Below are 17,938 nucleotides of genomic sequence, written 5' to 3' on the forward strand. Positions count from 1 at the left end.
TAATCAACGAAATTAGGGAATTCCTCCCTAAAAATTAGGGTAATGCCTTGATTTCCCACCAAATCAGATGAATTTTAGGGATATTTTCCCTAATTATAAATCTAATTACCAGTAATCTTAGAATTTCAGGGAGAAATTCCCTAATTGTTGTATTGGTGTTTTACTCAAACCATCATTTGAAACTTCAATTAACCTTCAACGCAAAAAAGGGTCGTACCCAAGTAGCTAAAACTACTTTGAGACGGCACCCTCTTCTTTAGTTAGGCCAATGTACATAGAGACTCCACGCACGTCTCACTCTATTCCTCCGCCCTTGGATGGCGGGATACTAACCTCACCAGATCAAGTGTTAAGATCGGCAATGCTATAGAAGCCGGATAAGCCAAGTAACGTGGTTCCCACTCCGGGCTGAATTTTTCTTTATAGCGGCGAAGTCCGACAAAGCCGTACCAATGCCCCCCTCTTTTAAATACGAGATGGGCCAGCTTCTCCTCTTTCAAGGCCCCAGCATTCTCACCCACACTGGACAGCGGGGCATTACCTAGATTGAATCGATGATATCTCTTAGATTTCGCCCATTCTAGCAAACGAACAAATAAATAATCCATCGTTCCGTTTGGCACATTCTTTCGATGGCGCATCAAATCAATCGATAAGGTCATACCCTGATCATACCCATTTGCAATAGAAGCAAATGCCAGTATCGTCCCTTGGGCATTCCGCAGGAGCACGATTGGAGCCAGCTGTAGATAGACCTCGTTAAACCAACCCAGCGAATACCCTTTTTCGGTGCGCCCATTCAACCATTCGTTTGAAACGGATCGCAGCTCTCGTAGCAATTCTTCAGCGTGCGGTGCTTCTACAACTTCGAAGGCATAGCCTTCCCGTTCAAAACGGTTGCATACGCTTCGCAAATCACTGTTCTTTTTGCCACTGAGCGTAAAGGTATCGAGCGTTACTAGTGCCTCTTCCCCTAGCTTAAAAAAGCGATATCCCTGCTCATGATAGATCGATAAGAAATCAGGTGTGGCCTGATAAAAAACTACGACCAGACCGTACTTATCTGCAGCTTGTCTAAATTCACTGATTGCCTCATTCATGAGACTTCTCTCTCCCAATGGATCACCAAGGACTACAAGCTTATCCCTAACCCTAGCGAAAGCGAGCAACACCTTGCCTTCTTGCGCCCAGAAGAAGCTTTTATCACCCAAAAACAACATATGAGTTAAGGCGTTGCCTTGAACTTCACCTAGGAAGTTTTTCAGCCTTGCCATATCAAAATTTCCGAATAACTCCTCCGGTTTACGATGGGGTCTAAGGGTGATCAGCAAAGTAAGAATGATCCAAGAGAAAGCTAGTCCCCCTACGGCTGTAAAAGCAACATGACTATGCCGCTGTAGCCACTCTGGCTCTACACCGGGCGGGAGATGCTTTAGAAATCCACGATGAACATGGCTGCCCAATAGATAATAGCTTAGGGCAATTACTGAAGTAAGCGCAAGCCACCAAATCGTACTCTGTCTGCTTACGGGAGCACTGATCCGGTAGAACCGAGATCTGGAGATCCACAGAATGAGTGCAACGAAGAGCAGAAACAGCGCCTCTTCATAATCAAAGCCTTTAGCCACCGCAAACACAGACCCGGAAAATAATAAAATGCTGGTCCAGATGTACGCGCTACGAACCCGTAATGTAATGCCTCTCGACAACAAAATGAGCATAAAGCCAATAAGTACAGATAAATGATGTGAGAGCTGCATGATCGAGAATGACAATATTTCCTCTGTAATCTTCAGTCTGTACAACAATCCGGGCGTAGCTGTTGATAGTAAGAGAATAAGCCCGCTAGCTAGTACAAGCTTGCCTAGAGCCCACACACCAAGATCGCTCAGAAAGGTATACTGACCCGGCCAACCCCAAATCCTCTGCCAAATGTTAAGAGCGGGTTCGAACCCTGGAGCTGAACGATCTTGACCCTTTTTTCCCTGTAGACCAAATTCCAGTGCCGCCAGCACCAATCCGATCAGCCATGGAATGAGATAATAGAACAATCTAAAAATAACAAGCACTGCCATGGCCTGATCACTTTTAAATCCAAGCTGCGTAAGACCCAGCAATGCAATAAGGTCAAAAGCACCGATACCACCAGGCGCCATACTCAAGATGCCTGCGATAGCAGCAATCGTAAAGATGCCGAATATAACTGGAAAATGCACCTCGTGCAAGAGATGACTACTGATTGTCCAAAACGTTACGCCAGCAAAACTCCATTCTAGAAAGGAGGCACCCACAGAGGAAACTACTGTAAGCCAGGGTGTTCTACCTTGTCCCCGGTTAATCCACTTTGCATAAAGAGCAGAGCGCTGTACAAACACAAAAAACGGCAAATAAAGCGCCATCCCCCATACCGCAAATACTAACCAATGATGCTCTTCCAGCAATGCCGTTGCCGGGAGTAAACCAAAAATATTAGCCCAAGAAAGTAAAGATAACCCGGTAATCATGAGCGGTGACAGAAATACGATTGCCGGCGTTAGGACGGAAGTTGACACTCCGCTTTTTTTGTACATCAACGTCCTTAAACCCACTCCAGCCAGACCTGCAAAACCAATTAAATTATTAAATGTATTAGCTATCCAAGCATAACGGAAGGTGTCCCACAGCCCTACTTTTAAACGAAAATGTGCTCGTATCAAATAATCATAAGCACTCATTACAGCTACTGCGAGAAGTGCAAATCCGATCATTTGCAAAACGGCAGATGTAGGCACTCTTCTTAGCTCACGCATAATAAGTCCTAAATGAACCTGCTTCAGCTCATGCTGCCCCTCCCAATACACCAGCGCTATGATAGCTACTGGAAAGAGAGCTCTCACCGCCCGAATCCGATAGATGGATAAGAACAGCCTTACAATTTTGAATCTTTCTAATGTTTGTTGTTTTGATTGCATTAGGCCACCTACCCTTACCGCCGACACACGTTGTGCTAGACAATTTTTACAACCATTTCATTATAACAATTATTGGAATAAAAAACCCATGATAATCAACACCTACTACATTAGACTGCCAGCACAGCCCTAATCCCTGCAATAGTTAAAGAATGTTAATGAAATTCTATTTAGCTAAAGAACATTGAGACTGTAGTTTACACATAAAATTGCACAACAAAAAGGACATCCCTCACGGCAAAGGATGTCCTCTCTGTTATGTAGCACGGGTTTAACTAGCGTTTATACTCGAATATCAAATCCGCCTTTACTATCCGTTGTTGCGGTAGCTATCTCTTGCGGACTTGCTGCAGCAAGCGTATTGTTCGCAGGTTTGGCAGGTGCCTCTACAACACTGCTAGCGGAGGAAGCACTGCTCTGAGACTTCTGTGAGATTTGTGCCTCGATAGTCTTAATCTGTTGCTCAATTTGCTTCGTTTTCGTTTCCTTGGTCTTGTCATCGTCTGAGCTGGCATTAATCTTGTCCAGTTCTGCTTCCAGTTTCGCTTTTTGTTTCTCAAGCGTACTGGTATCTGTAGTGCTAGATGTCGAGGTAGTATACGATGTGGAACCTGAGACTGCCGATATACTCATGGTTATCCCTCCCTTCCTTACCTCCAATATAATCCTTTTGCAAGTAAGGAACGTTAAGACCCGCTGAAAGTTTGCTGAAAGTACTACTGCCAGGTTACAATGATAGACTGCTAGGAGCTTGCTTTTCCTCGTCTAACAAGCAGCACATAAGATAGAATCGAGAGAATTCCCGTACATGCCATCACAATCGCCATCGGAAGTGCAGACTCAACGCCCCCAAGACCCACAAGTGGCGCTACACAGCTACCTAGCAATAGGGGGATTAATCCGATTAATGCCGAGGCACTGCCTGCAGTTTCACCTTGATCTTGCATCGCCAGTGAGAAGCTGGTCGCTCCGACAATCCCTACACTGGAGACAACCGCAAATAGACAGATTAGAATAGGAATCAATCCTCCTCCTACTAGAACCGTCAGCAGTAGCAAGATGCCCCCCATCGTACATAGCAATAGTCCACTAAGTAACAACTTAGTCTCACTTACCTTTCCAGCAAGTCTACCGGCAATTTGGCCAGTAATAATAATCCCAATCCCATTCACTGCAAAGATCAGACTATATACCTGCGGGGTAACCGCAAAAATATTTTGCAATACAAATGAAGAACCTGAGATATACGCGAACATAGATGCCGTAACGAAACCTTGAGACAAGGCATAACCCATAAACTTACGGTTGCCCAGCAATACCCGGAAGGTAAGCAGTGTACCCTTCAGTCCACTCTTAGAGCGTCGCTCCTTCGGCAGCGTCTCCGGCAAGCGCAATAAAATAGTTAAACAAAAAATAATTCCGGCAGCAAATAATACGAGGAATATCCCTTGCCATGTAGTCACCCTTAACAGCTGGCCCCCAATAACTGGAGCTAATATCGGTCCGAGACCATTCACAATCATCAATAGTGAGAAGAACTTCGTGAGTTCAGAGCCACTATATAAATCACGAACAGCCGCTCTAGAGACAACCACCCCCACTGAACCAGCAAGACCTTGAATAAACCGCAAAACGATCAGCAGTCCAATCGAAGGACTAAAAGCACATAGCACTGAGGAAACGGCGTAGATGAACATACCTATAAGCAGCGGACGACGGCGGCCATATACATCACTCAGCGGTCCAGCGACCAACTGACCTGAAGCAAGCCCCAGCAAAAAGAAGGTCAGACTAAGCTGCACTAAAGCAGCGGTCGTACCGAAATCCGCGACAAGCGTAGGCAGTGCCGGCAAATACATATCAATCGACAACGGGCCGATTGTTGTAATGGAGCCGAGAATCACAGCCAGCTGTAATCTCTGCTTCCGAGAGGGTCCATCTGCGGCAAGCTTATTACCATTTTGAATTCCAATCATAATCCTTACTTCAACCTTTCTAAAGCAACCCTTGGGCCTTTTTTTGTATTCTTCATACTAACGTAAAGGAAGTGAATTGATCAATCCTTTTATGGAGGGTTATAGGTGCCTGTATAACAAGAATAACCGCCATTCGGCGGTTATTCTGATTGTTTTATGCATTTGTAGATGTGCTGCGCATTTGCAACCAATCTCTAGCGGCTTCAGCCTCAGCAACACTCAGACGATGACCTTGGTTCCCCCAGTGTGTTGTAACCTCTGCGCCTGCATTCTGTAAAATAATCTCCAAATCCTCAGTCTCCGAAGAAGTGATAAGCGGATCGTTTGTGCCTGCTCCAATGAAGATAGATACTCCTTCCAGCGAAGGAAGCGTAATATTCCGAAACGGTACCATCGGATGAAGTAGAATTGCAGCGCGGAAAACATCCTTATAATGGAACAGCAGGCTACCCGCAATGTTCGCACCATTAGAGTAACCCACGGCTACCAGATTGTTGGCATCGAAGCCGTATTGCGCTGCGGCTTCATCCAGAAACTGCTTGATCTCGTGAGTACGGAAGATTAGATCTGCTTCATCGAATACCCCTTCAGCTAACCGTCGGAAGAACCGCGGCATACCATTCTCCAGCACATTCCCTCTGATGCCTAGCACCGATGAATCAGGAGATAACAACCCGGCAAGCGGCAGCAAGTCCTGCTCATTGCCTCCAGTACCGTGAAATAATACAAGCGTGGGTTTCGTTACATCTTTACCTTTATGGAATACATGAATCATCCCTGCTTCACCTCAATTTCTCTTATTTGAAAAGGACTTAAATTTTCTTCGATAGCCGCACGATGCGGTTCATACCAAGATGGCAGCATCAGCTTTTCACCCAGCGCATCCACCGCTTCATCACGAGCAAAGCCCGGAGGGTCCGTAGCAATCTCGAACAGGATTCCACCTCTTTCACGGAAATAAATCGCATTAAAGTATTGGCGGTCTTGAACCGGTGTCGGATGATGTCCATGACTCTGCACATGAATCCCCCATTCCTGCTGCTCAGCGTCATCTTGTGCACGCCAAGCGATATGGTGAACGGTGCCTGTACCTCCTGCTCCTTGCGGAACCGGTGTTGTCTTCAGATCAATAATATTACCCAAATCACCAGTAGTTCTATAACGGCTATACCCGTCTCCATCAGCGATATGCTTCATTCCCATTGTATGGACAAGCGTTTCTGCAGTTTGCGACGGATTGTTACTGTAGAGCACAGCACCGCCGAACCCTTTGATAGCATGCCCCGTGGGAACTCCACCGAAAGACCACTTGCTAAGCGGCCCTTCCTCACGTTCCACAAGTTCAATGCGCAAACCATCATAATCAGCAAAGGATAGATAAGATTCCGAGATTCTCTGCTTAAGAGTAACCGGAATTTGATATGCCGTAAGACGCTGTTCCCAGAATGTCAGAGAGCCCACTGGCACTGCGTAAGTCGTTACGCCAACTTGCCCACTGCCAATTCTGCCTTTACGCCCGGTAGGTGAAGGAAAAAAGGTAATAATCGTTCCCGGAGCACCTACTTCATTCCCAAAATATAAATGATAAACTTCCGGAGCGTCAAAATTAATCGTCTTCTTCACAAGCCGTAGTCCTAGAATACCGGCGTAGAAGTCAACGTTACGCTGAGCATCTCCAACAAAAGCGGTAATATGATGGATTCCTGCAGTTTGAAGTGTCATAATGATAAACCCCCTTCTTAGTTAAAAATCAATGCATCCAGAGAAATCGAACCTGGCCCTGTAAGTGCTATACCTGCAGCGACTACCAGTACCGTAAGCGGAAACTCAATTCCGTTCGAAGTAGACCAGAAGCCATTTGGAGCGTGAACCTTAATGATAGCCCCCAGCATTGTCGCAACAATCAACACCGCTGCAACAGGCGTCAGAAGGCCTGCCGCGAACATGAATCCGCCTACCAGCTCCATTAGTCCTGCTAATACCGCCATAGTAACCCCCGGTTTAATACCGATGGATTCCATCCAGCCACCTGTACCCTTCGGGCCGTAACCACCAAACCATCCAAACAACTTTTGGGCACCATGCCCTATAAACGCAATCCCGATCACTAATCTCATCAATAATATTCCTACACTTATCATTGTTAATCCACTCCAATTTTCTTTGATTTAATTATCTTAACATTAAGATATATGATAAAAATTTTTATCTTTCAGTGGCAAGAAGCAGCGAACTGCTTCCGACCTTATAAAAACGCCCTTGATGCGATATTTCAGCGCTCCTACACACCTTTGCCTAGCTTCTTCAGTAATTCAATCGCCTGACCCTTCTCATCCTTATCCAGTCCACGCATCAAATCATGAATCGAAGCCACATGACGCGGGAAAATCTTATCGAACAGCTCACGCCCTGCATCCGTAATCTCCGCATAGGTCACGCGTCTGTCCTCACTACACGGCACACGTTTCAGCAGACCTTTCTTCTCCAGCTTGTCGATATTATAGGTAATGCTTCCACTCGTAACGAGAATCTTCTCCCCGATCTGTTGTAGTGGAATACGGGTCCGGTGATACAGCACCTCAAGCACCATGAACTCGGCAGATGCCAGCCCATAACTCTTCATATCCTTCACAGCTTGATCCATCAAGCTTCTGTAAGCCTTAGATAATACAACAAATAACTTTAAAGAAGACGCCTGATCCATCTCCGTAGTATTCTCTGTATTACGAACATTCTCTTCGGTATTACTCATCATTCCCACCTCCAGTTTGACAGCGATGTTGTTCAATATAAAGTATATGTCTTTACATTAAATATCTTTAAGTTAAGATAACTATACTTCCTCACGCTACCTTTGTCAACCTCGCCACTCCAAAAAGATAACATAAGGTGCTTAACGAGCTGTTAATGTTCTTTCTACGACTTTTTAAGAGCGTGATGAAAATCACTCTAAGTTTGACCTGACCCTTAAAACGGCGTATTCTTGTCTTTACGAATGACTATTTAGTAAGCGATTTCACATCTCTCAAAGGAGGCAACCTGATGGTGGAGGAACAAGCTGGTGCGCGGCGCGTGCTGATCGTAACAGCCGTAGCTGCTGAGCGAGACGCGGTCCTGCGCGGCCTACAAGGCAGCGACAGGTTCCATGTGATTGCTGCCGGCGCAGGTACGGCAGCAGCGGCGGCGGGAACCGCCGCAGCACTCGCAGCCGGATCTTACGGCTGCGTAATCAGCGCCGGGATCGGCGGCGGATTCCCGGGGGTGGCACCTTTAGGCTCGCTGGTCGTTGCCAGCGAGATGATTGCCGCCGACCTCGGGGCCGAGACGCCGGAAGGCTTTCGCAGCGCTGCCGAGCTTGGCTTCGGCAGCGTGTCCGTGCCGGCTGACCGCGGCACGGTACAGGCAGTTTCGGCCGCGCTGGCAGCGGCCGGACTGACCGTAAGCACGGGGACCGTGCTTACGGTCTCGACGGCGACCGGCACCGCGGAGACGGCCGCCGCCCTCATCGCGCGGCATCCCGGTGCCGTCGCGGAAGCGATGGAAGGCCACGGAGTTGCCGTGGCCGCTGAGGCGCTGGGGCTCCCGGTACTGGAGCTCCGCGCCATCTCGAACCCGGTCGGTCCCCGCGACCGGGCCGCCTGGAAGATCGGCGATGCAATGGAAGCATTAACGGCGGCAGCCGCTATACTATTGGAGGTGCTGTAATGACAACTGAGCTTAATATCGCTTTTTCCCCTTGCCCTAACGATACCTTTGTATTCCATGCCTGGGCACACGGGCTTGTCCCGAATGCACCACAACTTAATGTAACCTATGCCGACATTGATATTACCAACACGCTTGCTGCTAATGGAGAGGGACCTGAAGTCCTTAAAATCTCCTATGCCGCTCTACCTTGGGTTCTTGAGCGCTACAAATTGCTGCCATGCGGCGGCGCACTGGGTCGTGGCTGCGGGCCGTTGCTTCTTACAGCAAGTGGCCCAACCGCGATTAAACGTCCCGAGAAGCTAGCTGGACGCCGAATTGCCGTACCTAGCGAACGTTCTACCGCTTATCTGCTCTTCAGATTATGGGCAGCACAGCATATAACGGGAGGGATTGGCGAAATCGTCGTCATGCCTTTCGATGAGATCATGCCTGCCGTACGCGATGGACATATCGACGCTGGACTGGTAATTCACGAAGCCCGTTTTACTTACGCATCATATGGTCTTAATATGCTGACTGACCTGGGCAGCTGGTGGGAAAGCGATACCGGACTGCCGATTCCACTCGGCGCGATCATTGCTCGCCGCGATCTGGATGCCGATGCCATCACTGGCTGGATTCGCAGCTCTCTACAATATGCGTGGGATCATCCTACCGATTCTAGAGATTATGTGCTTAGCCACGCTCAAGAGCTGGCTCCAGAAGTGGCTAAATCACACATTGATCTCTATGTGAACGACTTCTCGATGAATCTAGGCGATGACGGCTACGCTGCAATCACCTCCTTACTAAATCGTGCTGCAGCAGAAGGACTTGTACCTGCCATCGATCCTGCATTACTTCGGTAGCATTTGCTAGACGTTCTTAGCGCACTTTAAAACTAGACATAACCCACAATCCCCGGTACACCATAAGGTGTTCTCCGGGGATTTTTGTTTAAAATATAAGAAAGTATAAGTTTCACACCATACTTTATGTCTTATATTTCTCGCTTAAACACTTGCCGTCCTTATAAGGACGCCGAAGGCATTTATGCTTGTTCTGAGTAACATTCCCCGCGATTGCTTCGATCCATTATTTGGCATGGCGAAGCGATGGCTATACAATAGATCTATAAATAGGTTCTATGAAGGAGGATCACATGATACCTGAAAACAATAGCAAACAAAACATCGATCGATTTCTCGGCTTTCAAGAGGACTATGACCGCTACCGTCCTGAAGCTCCTGCCATGATCATCAAGCTGCTGACCGACTACTTAGGCAGCACACCTTCAGTCGTCGCAGATATAGGCTGCGGCACGGGCTTGTCTACTTTTCTGTGGAAGGATGTCGCGGACAACATAATTGGCATTGAACCGAATCCAGATATGCTGGGAAAAGCAATCGATAAATTAAGCCGGATAGAAGATCCTCAATCCATCACTTTTGTACAAGGTTATTCTAACCAGCTTCCACTTGCAGCGGACAGCGTAGACATAGTGACCTGCTCACAGTCATTCCACTGGATGGATCCTGAAAGCACACTTCGAGAAATCTCCCGGGTCTTGAGAACAGGTGGTGTCTTCGCCGCCTACGATTGCGACTGGCCTTTAGCCCTTCAACAGAATGTTGAAGAACGTTACAATCAACTGATTTCCAAAACAGAAGAATTGCTTGCTTCACTCTTACCTGATACGGAGAGAGCACATAAATGGGATAAAGAAGGGCATTTGTCACGGATGAAGGCTAGTGGGGCCTTCTCTTTTGCAAGAGAAATCGTATTTCATAATCTAGAGCTCTGCGATGCGCAGCGTTATATTGGCTTAACCCTAAGTCAGGGAGGCGTACAAACGATAATGAAACTCGACGCCACCTTGCTTGAGCAAGATATTGCCGACTACACCTCAGTGGTTGAACACCATTTTCAAGGACGCACCTTAGAGGTACTGATCAGCTACCGAATGAGAATCGGCATCAAATAATCTCCACCCCTTAAGCGCAAAGAACGCCCCGATTTCCTTATTTAGAAGGAAGGTCGGAGCGTTTTCTTATTTTATTTGACTTCTTCCATGAACAAATTTAGGTTCTCAACGATTTCCTTAGATCTGGAATGGTGTAAATAATGTCCGCCTTCGAATGTCATCACTTTTCCATGCACAGATTCCTTAACTTGCCCTTCATGCAGAGGAATCCAATCTTTCACGGTTGTATTATTCGCTTGTATAAAGAATATAATGGGAAGGTTCTTGTCGAACTTCAACCCTCTGGCTGCGACAAAGTTAGGATATATATGTTCCATTTCATTTAAGGTAGTGGAATTATTCATATTTTTGAGCGATATCAATTTCATTTGTTTTTTGGTCTCATCATCAAATGGCAGTCCATCATAAGGGTCACCGCTTAATTGCAATCCCAATCTAATGATACCTGAGTCTTTGAGCAGCTTTAATTTTTTTATCGGGAATTTAACATCCATACCGCCTTGCTCAGGAACACTACTATCAACCCCTACAAATGCACTCACTTCGTTTGGATATTTCTTCGCATATTCCAATCCGTAAATACCTCCAATGGAGTGACCCATTAGAATATATTGGTCAATGTTTAGATTCTGTACGGCTTCATGAACCTCACTTATGATATTCGCTGTAGTTCGTTCCTTATCGGTCTCATCACTTAATCCATAACCAAACGGCTCAACCGCGACCACTTTGTAAAATGGTGATAACTCATCAATCAACGGCTTAAAATCAAGTGCTGGCGCTCCAGTTCCAAAGCCCGGGATAAGCACAATAGTCTGCTCCCCTTGTCCTTGGATCAAAACATTCATACTTTTTCCGTCAACAGGAACTAACTGACCATATTGATGTATTTTTTTCTGATCTGTTTTGTTGCTAATCACATTAACTGTATAAACAACGGCTAGAAAAAGCACGATCAAAATTACTATTGCTCCTAATATTTTTAGCAACAAGTTACGTACTTTATGTTTCTTCTTTACATTCTCCGTTTTTATTACATCTGTTTGTGTCACCCTCATCTTCTCCTGTTCTAATCTGTTTCTAAAGTCGCCCTAACGTTTGCGCTAATGAGAGCTTAACCAAAGAAGATGTACTCCTAATGACGACAACATGAACGGAATATGAACAGGTGAAAAAAAACTCCGGTATCACACGCAAGGAGGTTTGCATGTAACGCCGGAGCATGAAGAATAGCCCTTGCCCTTGCAATCAACTTTAAGCTGTCGGTGTTGTGATAGGTAAAGTCACGATGAAAGTCGTTCCGGTTCCAGGTTCACTTTCCACTCGAATGTCACCTTGATGAAGCGAGACGATCTGTTTGACAATCGCCAGTCCCATTCCGCTACCGCCATACTTGCGACTGTGGGAACGATCTGCCTTGAAGAATCGTTCAAATATACGTTCTTGGTCCTCGGGAGAAATACCAATGCCAGTGTCGGATATTCGGACGATTACATTGTCCAAATCTTGTTTGATGCTGACGTTAATCACACTGTCATCCTTGGAGAACTTGATGCTATTTCCAAGGAGATTCGTCCACACCTGACTTAACAGATCATGGTCTGCCCATACGATTACTGATTTCAAATCAAGTTCAAAACTAATGTTGCGTGCCGACCATTGGGGCTGTATCGCCACGATTACACGTCTGATCTGTTCGTCAAGACTGAACGTGATAAGCCGCAGTTGTTGGGATTGCGATTCAAGCAAGCTCAGCTTTAACAAACTATCGCTCATCTTGGACATCCGCTCCGCTTCAGCAATAATAATGTCGAGATAACGATTCCGTTCATCCTCTGTGAGGGCTACTTTCTTGAGCGCAATAGCATAACCAGATATCGAGGTAAGCGGAGACTGAACCTCGTGAGACACATTCGTTACGAACTCCCTGCGCATTTGCTCAAGGTGCTGCAGATCGTGCATCATTTCCTCGAAGCTATTAGCCAAGGTACCTAGCTCACCCATCTGCTTAATATTCAATTCGACATTAAAATCCCCAGTTGCTATACGCCTAGTTGCCTTTGTAAGCCTTTTGATCGGTCTCACTAAGAACATAGAAGCGACCAGTATCAATACGCTTCCCGTTATTAACGAATACGCCAAAAAATTAAATAGCAGATTCCTCGTAGAAGACAAAGTTGGAGGCACAATCGGCTCCACAAACATCGCCTTCGTTCCCATTTCAGTTTTCAAAGGTAGTCCTAAGAGGTTGGAAGAACCTATACTCGGTTTAACTTGAACAGCTTCACCAGCCAATACTTTCTTCAGTTGCTCCCTAGTCACGGTAACAGGGCTCTCTCCATTAAGCACTCCGTAAGACTCAAACTGACCATTCTCATCGTAAATTCGAATATGGTAGGAATCAAGCTGCTTCATTCCACTTATAAGAACATCCGCTTCACGTGATGGTAAGGTTTCGTATATCCGGGCGATGTCCTGACCAAAGCGAAGTAAGGGAATTCGCAGGTTTTCGTTTAATTTATCTTGAAATACCCAGGTTGTCACAAATAGAGAAATCAGTGTGCCTCCGATCACGGAGACTAGAAAGGTCAGAACAACACGTGTATATAACGATTTGATCATTCATATACCTCAAGCCGGTAGCCAAGTCCACGGACCGTCTCAATGCGAAAATCAGGTGTAGACGCGAACCGTTCGCGCAGACGTTTGATATGCACATCTATCGTTCGATCGTCTCCAGCGTAATCAATCCCCCAAATCTGATCGATTAACTGCTCCCGCGTATAGACTTGTCCGGGTGTTCCAGCGAGCTTATACAGCAATTCGAACTCCTTGAGTGGCAACGTGAATGACTCTGTTCCTCTCATCACCTTGTAGGTTTGCCGATCAAGGACGACGTTGCCGAACTGGATCGTCTGAGTGGAACCAATCTTGTATCGCTTCAATAAGGATCTAACACGAACCGTCAACTCCAGCGGATCGAATGGCTTCGTCAAATAATCGTCTGTCCCCAGTTCGAAGCCCTTCACCTTCTCCCAGGTTTCACCTCTCGCAGTTAGCATAAGTAAGGGAAGATCCGGATTGGCTTTTCGGAGCTCTTTACATAACGTCCACCCATCCATAACCGGCATCATGATATCGAGTACAACAAGATCAACCTGCTTTGAGGCATAAACGGCTAACGCTTCTTTACCGTCTGCAGCTTCGGCTGTGTCAAATCCGTCGTTACGTAGAAATAAACAGACGAGTTCGCGAATGTTCGCGTCGTCGTCAGCAACTAGTATAGTAGGCATTCGTACCCTCTTTTCCTGTTATCCATCCTAGCCATTATACTACAATATACTTCCAGCCAAGAAGGAACGCCTTCGGCATCATTTAAAGGGTGATGATCGTTTCACGAAAGCGCAAAACTTATACTTTCTTATCTTTCAAAAAAGAGCGTCTAACACGGTAATCCGCATGTAGACGCTCTTGAAGTCGTTTGACTTTACCTCCAAACGACTTACTTTTTATTCATCTTAAACTTCAGGAAGAGCTCATTGTAATGAGCAAGCATCCGTTTGCCAAGATTATCATATACCTCAAGCCGATCCGTAATCTCAGCAGGCGGGTAGAAACGGGTATCCTCGGAAGTTTCCTTCGGAAGTAGCTCCAGCGCAGGGATGTTAGGTGTGGAATAACCTACGTATTCTGCATTCTTAGCCGCTACATCTGGGCGAAGCATGAAGTTAATGAACTTATGCGCTCCATCCACATTATCCGCAGTTCGTGGAATGACCATGTTATCAAACCACTTGTTCGAGCCTTCCTCAGGCACTACATAATCCAGTTTATCATTCTCATCCATGATCTCAGAAGCATCACCGGACCACACAATCCCGACCGCAGCCTCTTCATTGGCAAGCAGCATCTTGATCTCATCTCCGACAATCGCCTTAACGTTAGGAGACAGCCTATTCAGCTTGGTCAGCGCTTCTTGCAGGTGAGCCTCATCCCGGTCATTAACGGAATAGTGCAGGCTGTTCAAAGCCATACCCATCACTTCCCGTGCTCCATCCACCAAGAAAATGTTGTTCTTCAGCCTGCTGTCCCAGAGGGAATCCCAGCTGGTAAAGTCCATCCCTTTGGTCATCTCCGGATTGAAGATAATCCCGACGGTTCCCCAGAAGTAAGGCACGGAATACTTGTTGCCAGGATCGAAGGAAAGGTCCATAAACCGCGGATCAATATTCTTTAGATTCGGAACCTTGCTATGATCCAGCGGTATGAGCAAATTTTCTTCTTTCATCTTAGCAATGGCGTAATCCGAAGGAATTACGACATCAAAAGTAGTTCCACCCTGCTCCACTTTGGTTAGCATAGCTTCATTAGAGTCAAAGGTTTGGTAAATGACCGTTAATCCGGTCTCTTTTTCAAATTCCTTCAACAGATCAGGATCGACATAGTCGCCCCAGTTATAGATAGTCAGTGTATTCCCTCCGGAATAGCCCTCTCTCGAGTTCATCCAGGAGCCCAAGTACATTAGAGCAAATGCCGTGATCATGATCGCCAAAAAAGCATTTACCAGCTGTTTCATCTAGGCACCCCCGCTTCCGCCACTGGCTCCGCCACAGCTTCCGAGGTATTCTGCCGGTTCTTCTTAAGAGTCAGGAAGTAATAACCGACAACGAGCAGTATCGTGAACAGGAAGATCAGTGTCGATAGCGCATTAATGGATAACGACACCCCTTGCCGAGCTCTGGAATAAATCTCAACCGATAGCGTCGAATAACCATTACCCGTTACGAAGAACGTAACTGCAAAGTCATCCAGTGAATACGTAAGTGCCATGAAGAATCCACTAAAGATCCCCGGTTTGATAATCGGCAGAATAACCTTAGTTAGAACATCCTTGCGGCTTGCGCCGAGGTCACGTGCGGCATCCGTCAGTGAAGGACTCATATCCTGTAAATGCGGCAGAATCATCAACACGGCAATCGGTACACTGAACGCGACATGCGAAAGCAGGACGGACACGAAGCCAAGCTTGATGCCTGCAATGGTGAACAGGATCAGGAACGATGCACCGATAATGACATCCGGACTAACGATCAACACGTTGTTCAAAGATAACAAGGTGTTTTTAGCACGGCGGTTCTGTACACTCTTAATGGCCAATGCACCAATAATAGCGATAAGCGTGGCGATAGCCGAGGACAGAAGCGCGATTACAAGCGTGTTAATCATGATGATAATCAGACGTGTATCCTGAAGGACCTCACGGTAGTAATCCAGCGTAAAGCCCTCGAACTTGTGCATCGTCCCCCCGCTGTTGAACGAATAGTACATCAGATAGAAGATTGGCGCATACAGAACAGCAAACACTAGCACTAGGTACAGATTGGAGAAACCGTTTTTATTTCTCATTCCGCACCCCTTTCCGCGATCCGCCGGTAATAATCATAAACAGCGCCATAATAGCAATCAGAAACACTGCGACCGTGGAGCCCATGCCCCAGTCCTGTGTGACCAGAAAATGCTGCTCAATCGCAGTGCCGAGTGTAATGACCCTGTTGCCTGCAATCAGACGAGTAATCATAAACAGGGACAGCGCTGGTATGAATACCGCCATACATCCGGAACGTACACCCGAAATGGTCAATGGAAAAATAACGCGCCGGAACGTCGTCCAGCCTGAAGCACCCAGATCACGTGCCGCATCCAGCAAGGATAAATTAAGATCCTCCAAAGCGCTGTAGATCGGCAAGATCATGAATGGGATAAAGATATACACAGATACAAATACAAAGCTGAAGCCCGTAAACAAAATTTGCTGTTCTCCGATTCCAAGCAGATCAAAGAAATTGTTGATTGGTCCGAACGTACCAAATATGCCGATAAAAGCGTAAGTTTTCAGCAGTAAATTAATCCATGTCGGTAAAATAATCAGCAATAACCATAGCTGCTTATGCTTCGTTCTCGTCAACAGATATGCCGCCGGATAAGCGACCAGCAAAGAGAATGCTGTAATCAAAAACGCATACCAGAATGAGGTCAGCGTCATTTTTAAGTACACAGGTGTAAAGAAGTTCACGTAGTTATCTAGCGTAAGATGCCCATCCAGATCAAATAGAGAATAATAGATGACAAGCAGCACTGGTGCGATTACAAACAAGGCGATCCACAGGTAATAAGGGATGAGATAATACGATCTGCCCTTATTCTTCATGACTCTCCACCTCGCCGTAAGCTTCCAGACGTTTGTCGAACTCTTCCTCCGTTTCACCAAAACGCATAACATGAATCGCTTCCGGATCAAAATAAAGGCCAATTTCACTACCTACAGTCGCCTTACGTGTAGAATGCACAAGCCATTCATGTCCGGATTCATCATAACAACTGATTTCATAATGGACACCCCGGAACAACTGGGAATCCACTCGCACACGTAGCTTACCCTGTTCCAGCGTTGAAATTTCCAAATCCTCGGGGCGTATAACAATCTCCACAGATTCGTTTGGTTTAAGACCAGCATCAAAACATTCAAAGCGGCGCCCATTAAACTCCACCAGATAGTCTTCAATCATAACACCCGGAACAATGTTGGACTCGCCAATAAAATCAGCCACGAAACGGTTAATTGGCTCATCATAGATATCATTAGGTGTTCCGCTTTGTTCGATTTTTCCTTTGTTCATGACAAAAATCCAGTCGGACATCGCGAGTGCCTCTTCCTGGTCATGTGTAACAAAAATAAAGGTAATGCCAAGTCGTTGCTGCATTTCACGCAGTATGTACTGCATCTCTGTTCGCAGCTTCAGATCGAGCGCAGATAGCGGCTCGTCCAGCAAAAGAACCTGCGGCTCATTCACAATCGCACGAGCAATAGCCACGCGCTGACGTTGACCACCGGACATTTCGTTAATGGCACGCTGCTCGTAGCCCACAAGGTTAACGAAACTTAGCGCTTCCTGCACCTTCTTCGTGATGACGTCTTTCTTAAGCTTCTTAATGCGCAGTCCGAAAGCCACATTCTCGAATACGTTCAGGTGTGGAAACAATGCGTAATCCTGAAAGACCGTATTGACCTGCCGCTCATTGGCTGGAATGTGGTTGATCACTTTACCATTTAAATAGATAGAACCGCTTGTTGGCTCTGCGAACCCAGCGATCAATCGTAGAATAGTCGTTTTACCACAGCCTGATGGACCAAGTAGTGTATAGAATTTGCCGCGCTCTATCTCAAAGCTGACTCCTTTTAACACCGGATCTTCGTCGTCATATTGCTTGGTAACCTCTTCAAATGAAATAATGGTGCCTTCCTGAATAGCTATAGCTAACAACCTCCCTGCCTAAAGTAT

Annotated in this window: 17 protein-coding genes; 3 read left to right on the forward strand and 14 right to left on the reverse strand. The window is 46.3% G+C overall.

Going from position 1 to position 17,938, the window contains the following annotated elements; all coding sequences use genetic code 11:
• Nucleotides 1–299: 299 nt before the first annotated feature.
• The 7 genes from mprF to MKY99_RS29045 all read right to left on the reverse strand — a co-directional run bounded on the left by mprF (nucleotide 300) and on the right by MKY99_RS29045 (nucleotide 7,682).
• Nucleotides 300–2,951: a bifunctional lysylphosphatidylglycerol flippase/synthetase MprF gene (mprF, locus tag MKY99_RS29015; protein ID WP_339267733.1), complete on the reverse strand. Its 2,652-nt coding sequence runs from the start codon at nucleotides 2,949–2,951 to the stop codon at nucleotides 300–302.
• Nucleotides 2,952–3,233: 282 nt separating this feature from the next.
• Complete coding sequence (locus MKY99_RS29020; protein WP_339267734.1) at nucleotides 3,234–3,584, reverse strand: FlxA-like family protein; 351 nt, start codon at nucleotides 3,582–3,584, stop codon at nucleotides 3,234–3,236.
• Nucleotides 3,585–3,694: 110 nt separating this feature from the next.
• On the reverse strand, nucleotides 3,695–4,927 hold the full coding sequence (locus MKY99_RS29025) for a multidrug effflux MFS transporter (RefSeq protein WP_076284895.1): 1,233 nt from the start codon (nucleotides 4,925–4,927) through the stop codon (nucleotides 3,695–3,697).
• Between the two features lie 154 nt (nucleotides 4,928–5,081).
• Nucleotides 5,082–5,702, reverse strand: coding sequence for an alpha/beta hydrolase (locus MKY99_RS29030; RefSeq protein WP_339267736.1), 621 nt, complete (start codon nucleotides 5,700–5,702; stop codon nucleotides 5,082–5,084).
• Complete coding sequence (locus MKY99_RS29035) at nucleotides 5,699–6,649, reverse strand: ring-cleaving dioxygenase (protein ID WP_339267738.1); 951 nt, start codon at nucleotides 6,647–6,649, stop codon at nucleotides 5,699–5,701. The genes MKY99_RS29030 and MKY99_RS29035 overlap by 4 nt, the downstream gene beginning before the upstream one ends.
• 17 nt (nucleotides 6,650–6,666) lie before the next feature.
• A complete protein-coding gene (locus MKY99_RS29040; RefSeq protein ID WP_042192683.1) occupies nucleotides 6,667–7,068 on the reverse strand; it encodes a DoxX family protein in 402 nt (133 codons plus the stop codon).
• 140 nt (nucleotides 7,069–7,208) lie between these two features.
• Entirely contained in the window at nucleotides 7,209–7,682 is a 474-nt protein-coding gene (locus MKY99_RS29045) for a MarR family transcriptional regulator (protein ID WP_076284899.1), read from the reverse strand.
• Between the two features lie 287 nt (nucleotides 7,683–7,969).
• Between MKY99_RS29045 and MKY99_RS29050 the strand changes: the two genes are divergently transcribed.
• The 3 genes from MKY99_RS29050 to MKY99_RS29060 all read left to right on the forward strand — a co-directional run bounded on the left by MKY99_RS29050 (nucleotide 7,970) and on the right by MKY99_RS29060 (nucleotide 10,598).
• Complete coding sequence (locus MKY99_RS29050) at nucleotides 7,970–8,632, forward strand: futalosine hydrolase (RefSeq protein WP_149645415.1); 663 nt, start codon at nucleotides 7,970–7,972, stop codon at nucleotides 8,630–8,632.
• Nucleotides 8,632–9,483, forward strand: a complete 852-nt coding sequence (locus MKY99_RS29055; RefSeq protein WP_042192692.1) for a 1,4-dihydroxy-6-naphthoate synthase — start codon at nucleotides 8,632–8,634, stop codon at nucleotides 9,481–9,483. Before MKY99_RS29050 ends, MKY99_RS29055 begins: the two co-directional genes overlap by 1 nt.
• Nucleotides 9,484–9,776: 293 nt before the next feature.
• A complete protein-coding gene (locus MKY99_RS29060; RefSeq protein ID WP_339267741.1) occupies nucleotides 9,777–10,598 on the forward strand; it encodes a class I SAM-dependent methyltransferase in 822 nt (273 codons plus the stop codon).
• Nucleotides 10,599–10,669: 71 nt separating this feature from the next.
• Here MKY99_RS29060 and MKY99_RS29065 read toward each other — a convergent pair whose 3' ends face one another.
• The 7 genes from MKY99_RS29065 to MKY99_RS29095 all read right to left on the reverse strand — a co-directional run bounded on the left by MKY99_RS29065 (nucleotide 10,670) and on the right by MKY99_RS29095 (nucleotide 17,905).
• The gene (locus tag MKY99_RS29065; protein ID WP_339267743.1) at nucleotides 10,670–11,650 is read right to left on the reverse strand and encodes an alpha/beta hydrolase; all 981 of its coding nucleotides are present in this window, start codon (nucleotides 11,648–11,650) and stop codon (nucleotides 10,670–10,672) included.
• Nucleotides 11,651–11,852: 202 nt separating this feature from the next.
• Entirely contained in the window at nucleotides 11,853–13,220 is a 1,368-nt protein-coding gene (locus tag MKY99_RS29070; protein ID WP_339267745.1) for a HAMP domain-containing sensor histidine kinase, read from the reverse strand.
• A complete protein-coding gene (locus MKY99_RS29075; RefSeq protein ID WP_339267747.1) occupies nucleotides 13,217–13,891 on the reverse strand; it encodes a response regulator transcription factor in 675 nt (224 codons plus the stop codon). Before MKY99_RS29075 ends, MKY99_RS29070 begins: the two co-directional genes overlap by 4 nt.
• A gap of 209 nt (nucleotides 13,892–14,100) precedes the next feature.
• On the reverse strand, nucleotides 14,101–15,174 hold the full coding sequence (locus MKY99_RS29080) for an ABC transporter substrate-binding protein (protein ID WP_076284904.1): 1,074 nt from the start codon (nucleotides 15,172–15,174) through the stop codon (nucleotides 14,101–14,103).
• Complete coding sequence (locus MKY99_RS29085; protein ID WP_042131492.1) at nucleotides 15,171–16,004, reverse strand: ABC transporter permease; 834 nt, start codon at nucleotides 16,002–16,004, stop codon at nucleotides 15,171–15,173. Before MKY99_RS29085 ends, MKY99_RS29080 begins: the two co-directional genes overlap by 4 nt.
• Nucleotides 15,994–16,806 (reverse strand): ABC transporter permease, encoded by an 813-nt coding sequence (locus tag MKY99_RS29090; RefSeq protein WP_042192705.1) that lies wholly within the window; start codon nucleotides 16,804–16,806, stop codon nucleotides 15,994–15,996. Before MKY99_RS29090 ends, MKY99_RS29085 begins: the two co-directional genes overlap by 11 nt.
• Nucleotides 16,796–17,905, reverse strand: a complete 1,110-nt coding sequence (locus MKY99_RS29095; protein ID WP_042194671.1) for an ABC transporter ATP-binding protein — start codon at nucleotides 17,903–17,905, stop codon at nucleotides 16,796–16,798. Before MKY99_RS29095 ends, MKY99_RS29090 begins: the two co-directional genes overlap by 11 nt.
• Nucleotides 17,906–17,938: the final 33 nt, after the last annotated feature.

The organism is Paenibacillus sp. FSL R5-0470 (assembly GCF_037975205.1).
Taxonomy (GTDB): Bacteria; Bacillota; Bacilli; order Paenibacillales; family Paenibacillaceae; genus Paenibacillus_AQ.

Coding starts and splice junctions, on each gene's coding strand:
- mprF (WP_339267733.1), bottom strand. CDS start 2,951: ATGCAATCAAAACAACAAACATTAGAAAGATTCAAAATTGTAAGGCTG.
- MKY99_RS29090 (WP_042192705.1), bottom strand. CDS start 16,806: ATGAAGAATAAGGGCAGATCGTATTATCTCATCCCTTATTACCTGTGG.
- MKY99_RS29035 (WP_339267738.1), bottom strand. CDS start 6,649: ATGACACTTCAAACTGCAGGAATCCATCATATTACCGCTTTTGTTGGA.
- MKY99_RS29040 (WP_042192683.1), bottom strand. CDS start 7,068: ATGATAAGTGTAGGAATATTATTGATGAGATTAGTGATCGGGATTGCG.
- MKY99_RS29070 (WP_339267745.1), bottom strand. CDS start 13,220: ATGATCAAATCGTTATATACACGTGTTGTTCTGACCTTTCTAGTCTCC.
- MKY99_RS29075 (WP_339267747.1), bottom strand. CDS start 13,891: ATGCCTACTATACTAGTTGCTGACGACGACGCGAACATTCGCGAACTC.
- MKY99_RS29045 (WP_076284899.1), bottom strand. CDS start 7,682: ATGATGAGTAATACCGAAGAGAATGTTCGTAATACAGAGAATACTACG.
- MKY99_RS29060 (WP_339267741.1), top strand. CDS start 9,777: ATGATACCTGAAAACAATAGCAAACAAAACATCGATCGATTTCTCGGC.
- MKY99_RS29030 (WP_339267736.1), bottom strand. CDS start 5,702: ATGATTCATGTATTCCATAAAGGTAAAGATGTAACGAAACCCACGCTT.
- MKY99_RS29080 (WP_076284904.1), bottom strand. CDS start 15,174: ATGAAACAGCTGGTAAATGCTTTTTTGGCGATCATGATCACGGCATTT.
- MKY99_RS29020 (WP_339267734.1), bottom strand. CDS start 3,584: ATGAGTATATCGGCAGTCTCAGGTTCCACATCGTATACTACCTCGACA.
- MKY99_RS29085 (WP_042131492.1), bottom strand. CDS start 16,004: ATGAGAAATAAAAACGGTTTCTCCAATCTGTACCTAGTGCTAGTGTTT.
- MKY99_RS29055 (WP_042192692.1), top strand. CDS start 8,632: ATGACAACTGAGCTTAATATCGCTTTTTCCCCTTGCCCTAACGATACC.
- MKY99_RS29025 (WP_076284895.1), bottom strand. CDS start 4,927: ATGATTGGAATTCAAAATGGTAATAAGCTTGCCGCAGATGGACCCTCT.
- MKY99_RS29050 (WP_149645415.1), top strand. CDS start 7,970: ATGGTGGAGGAACAAGCTGGTGCGCGGCGCGTGCTGATCGTAACAGCC.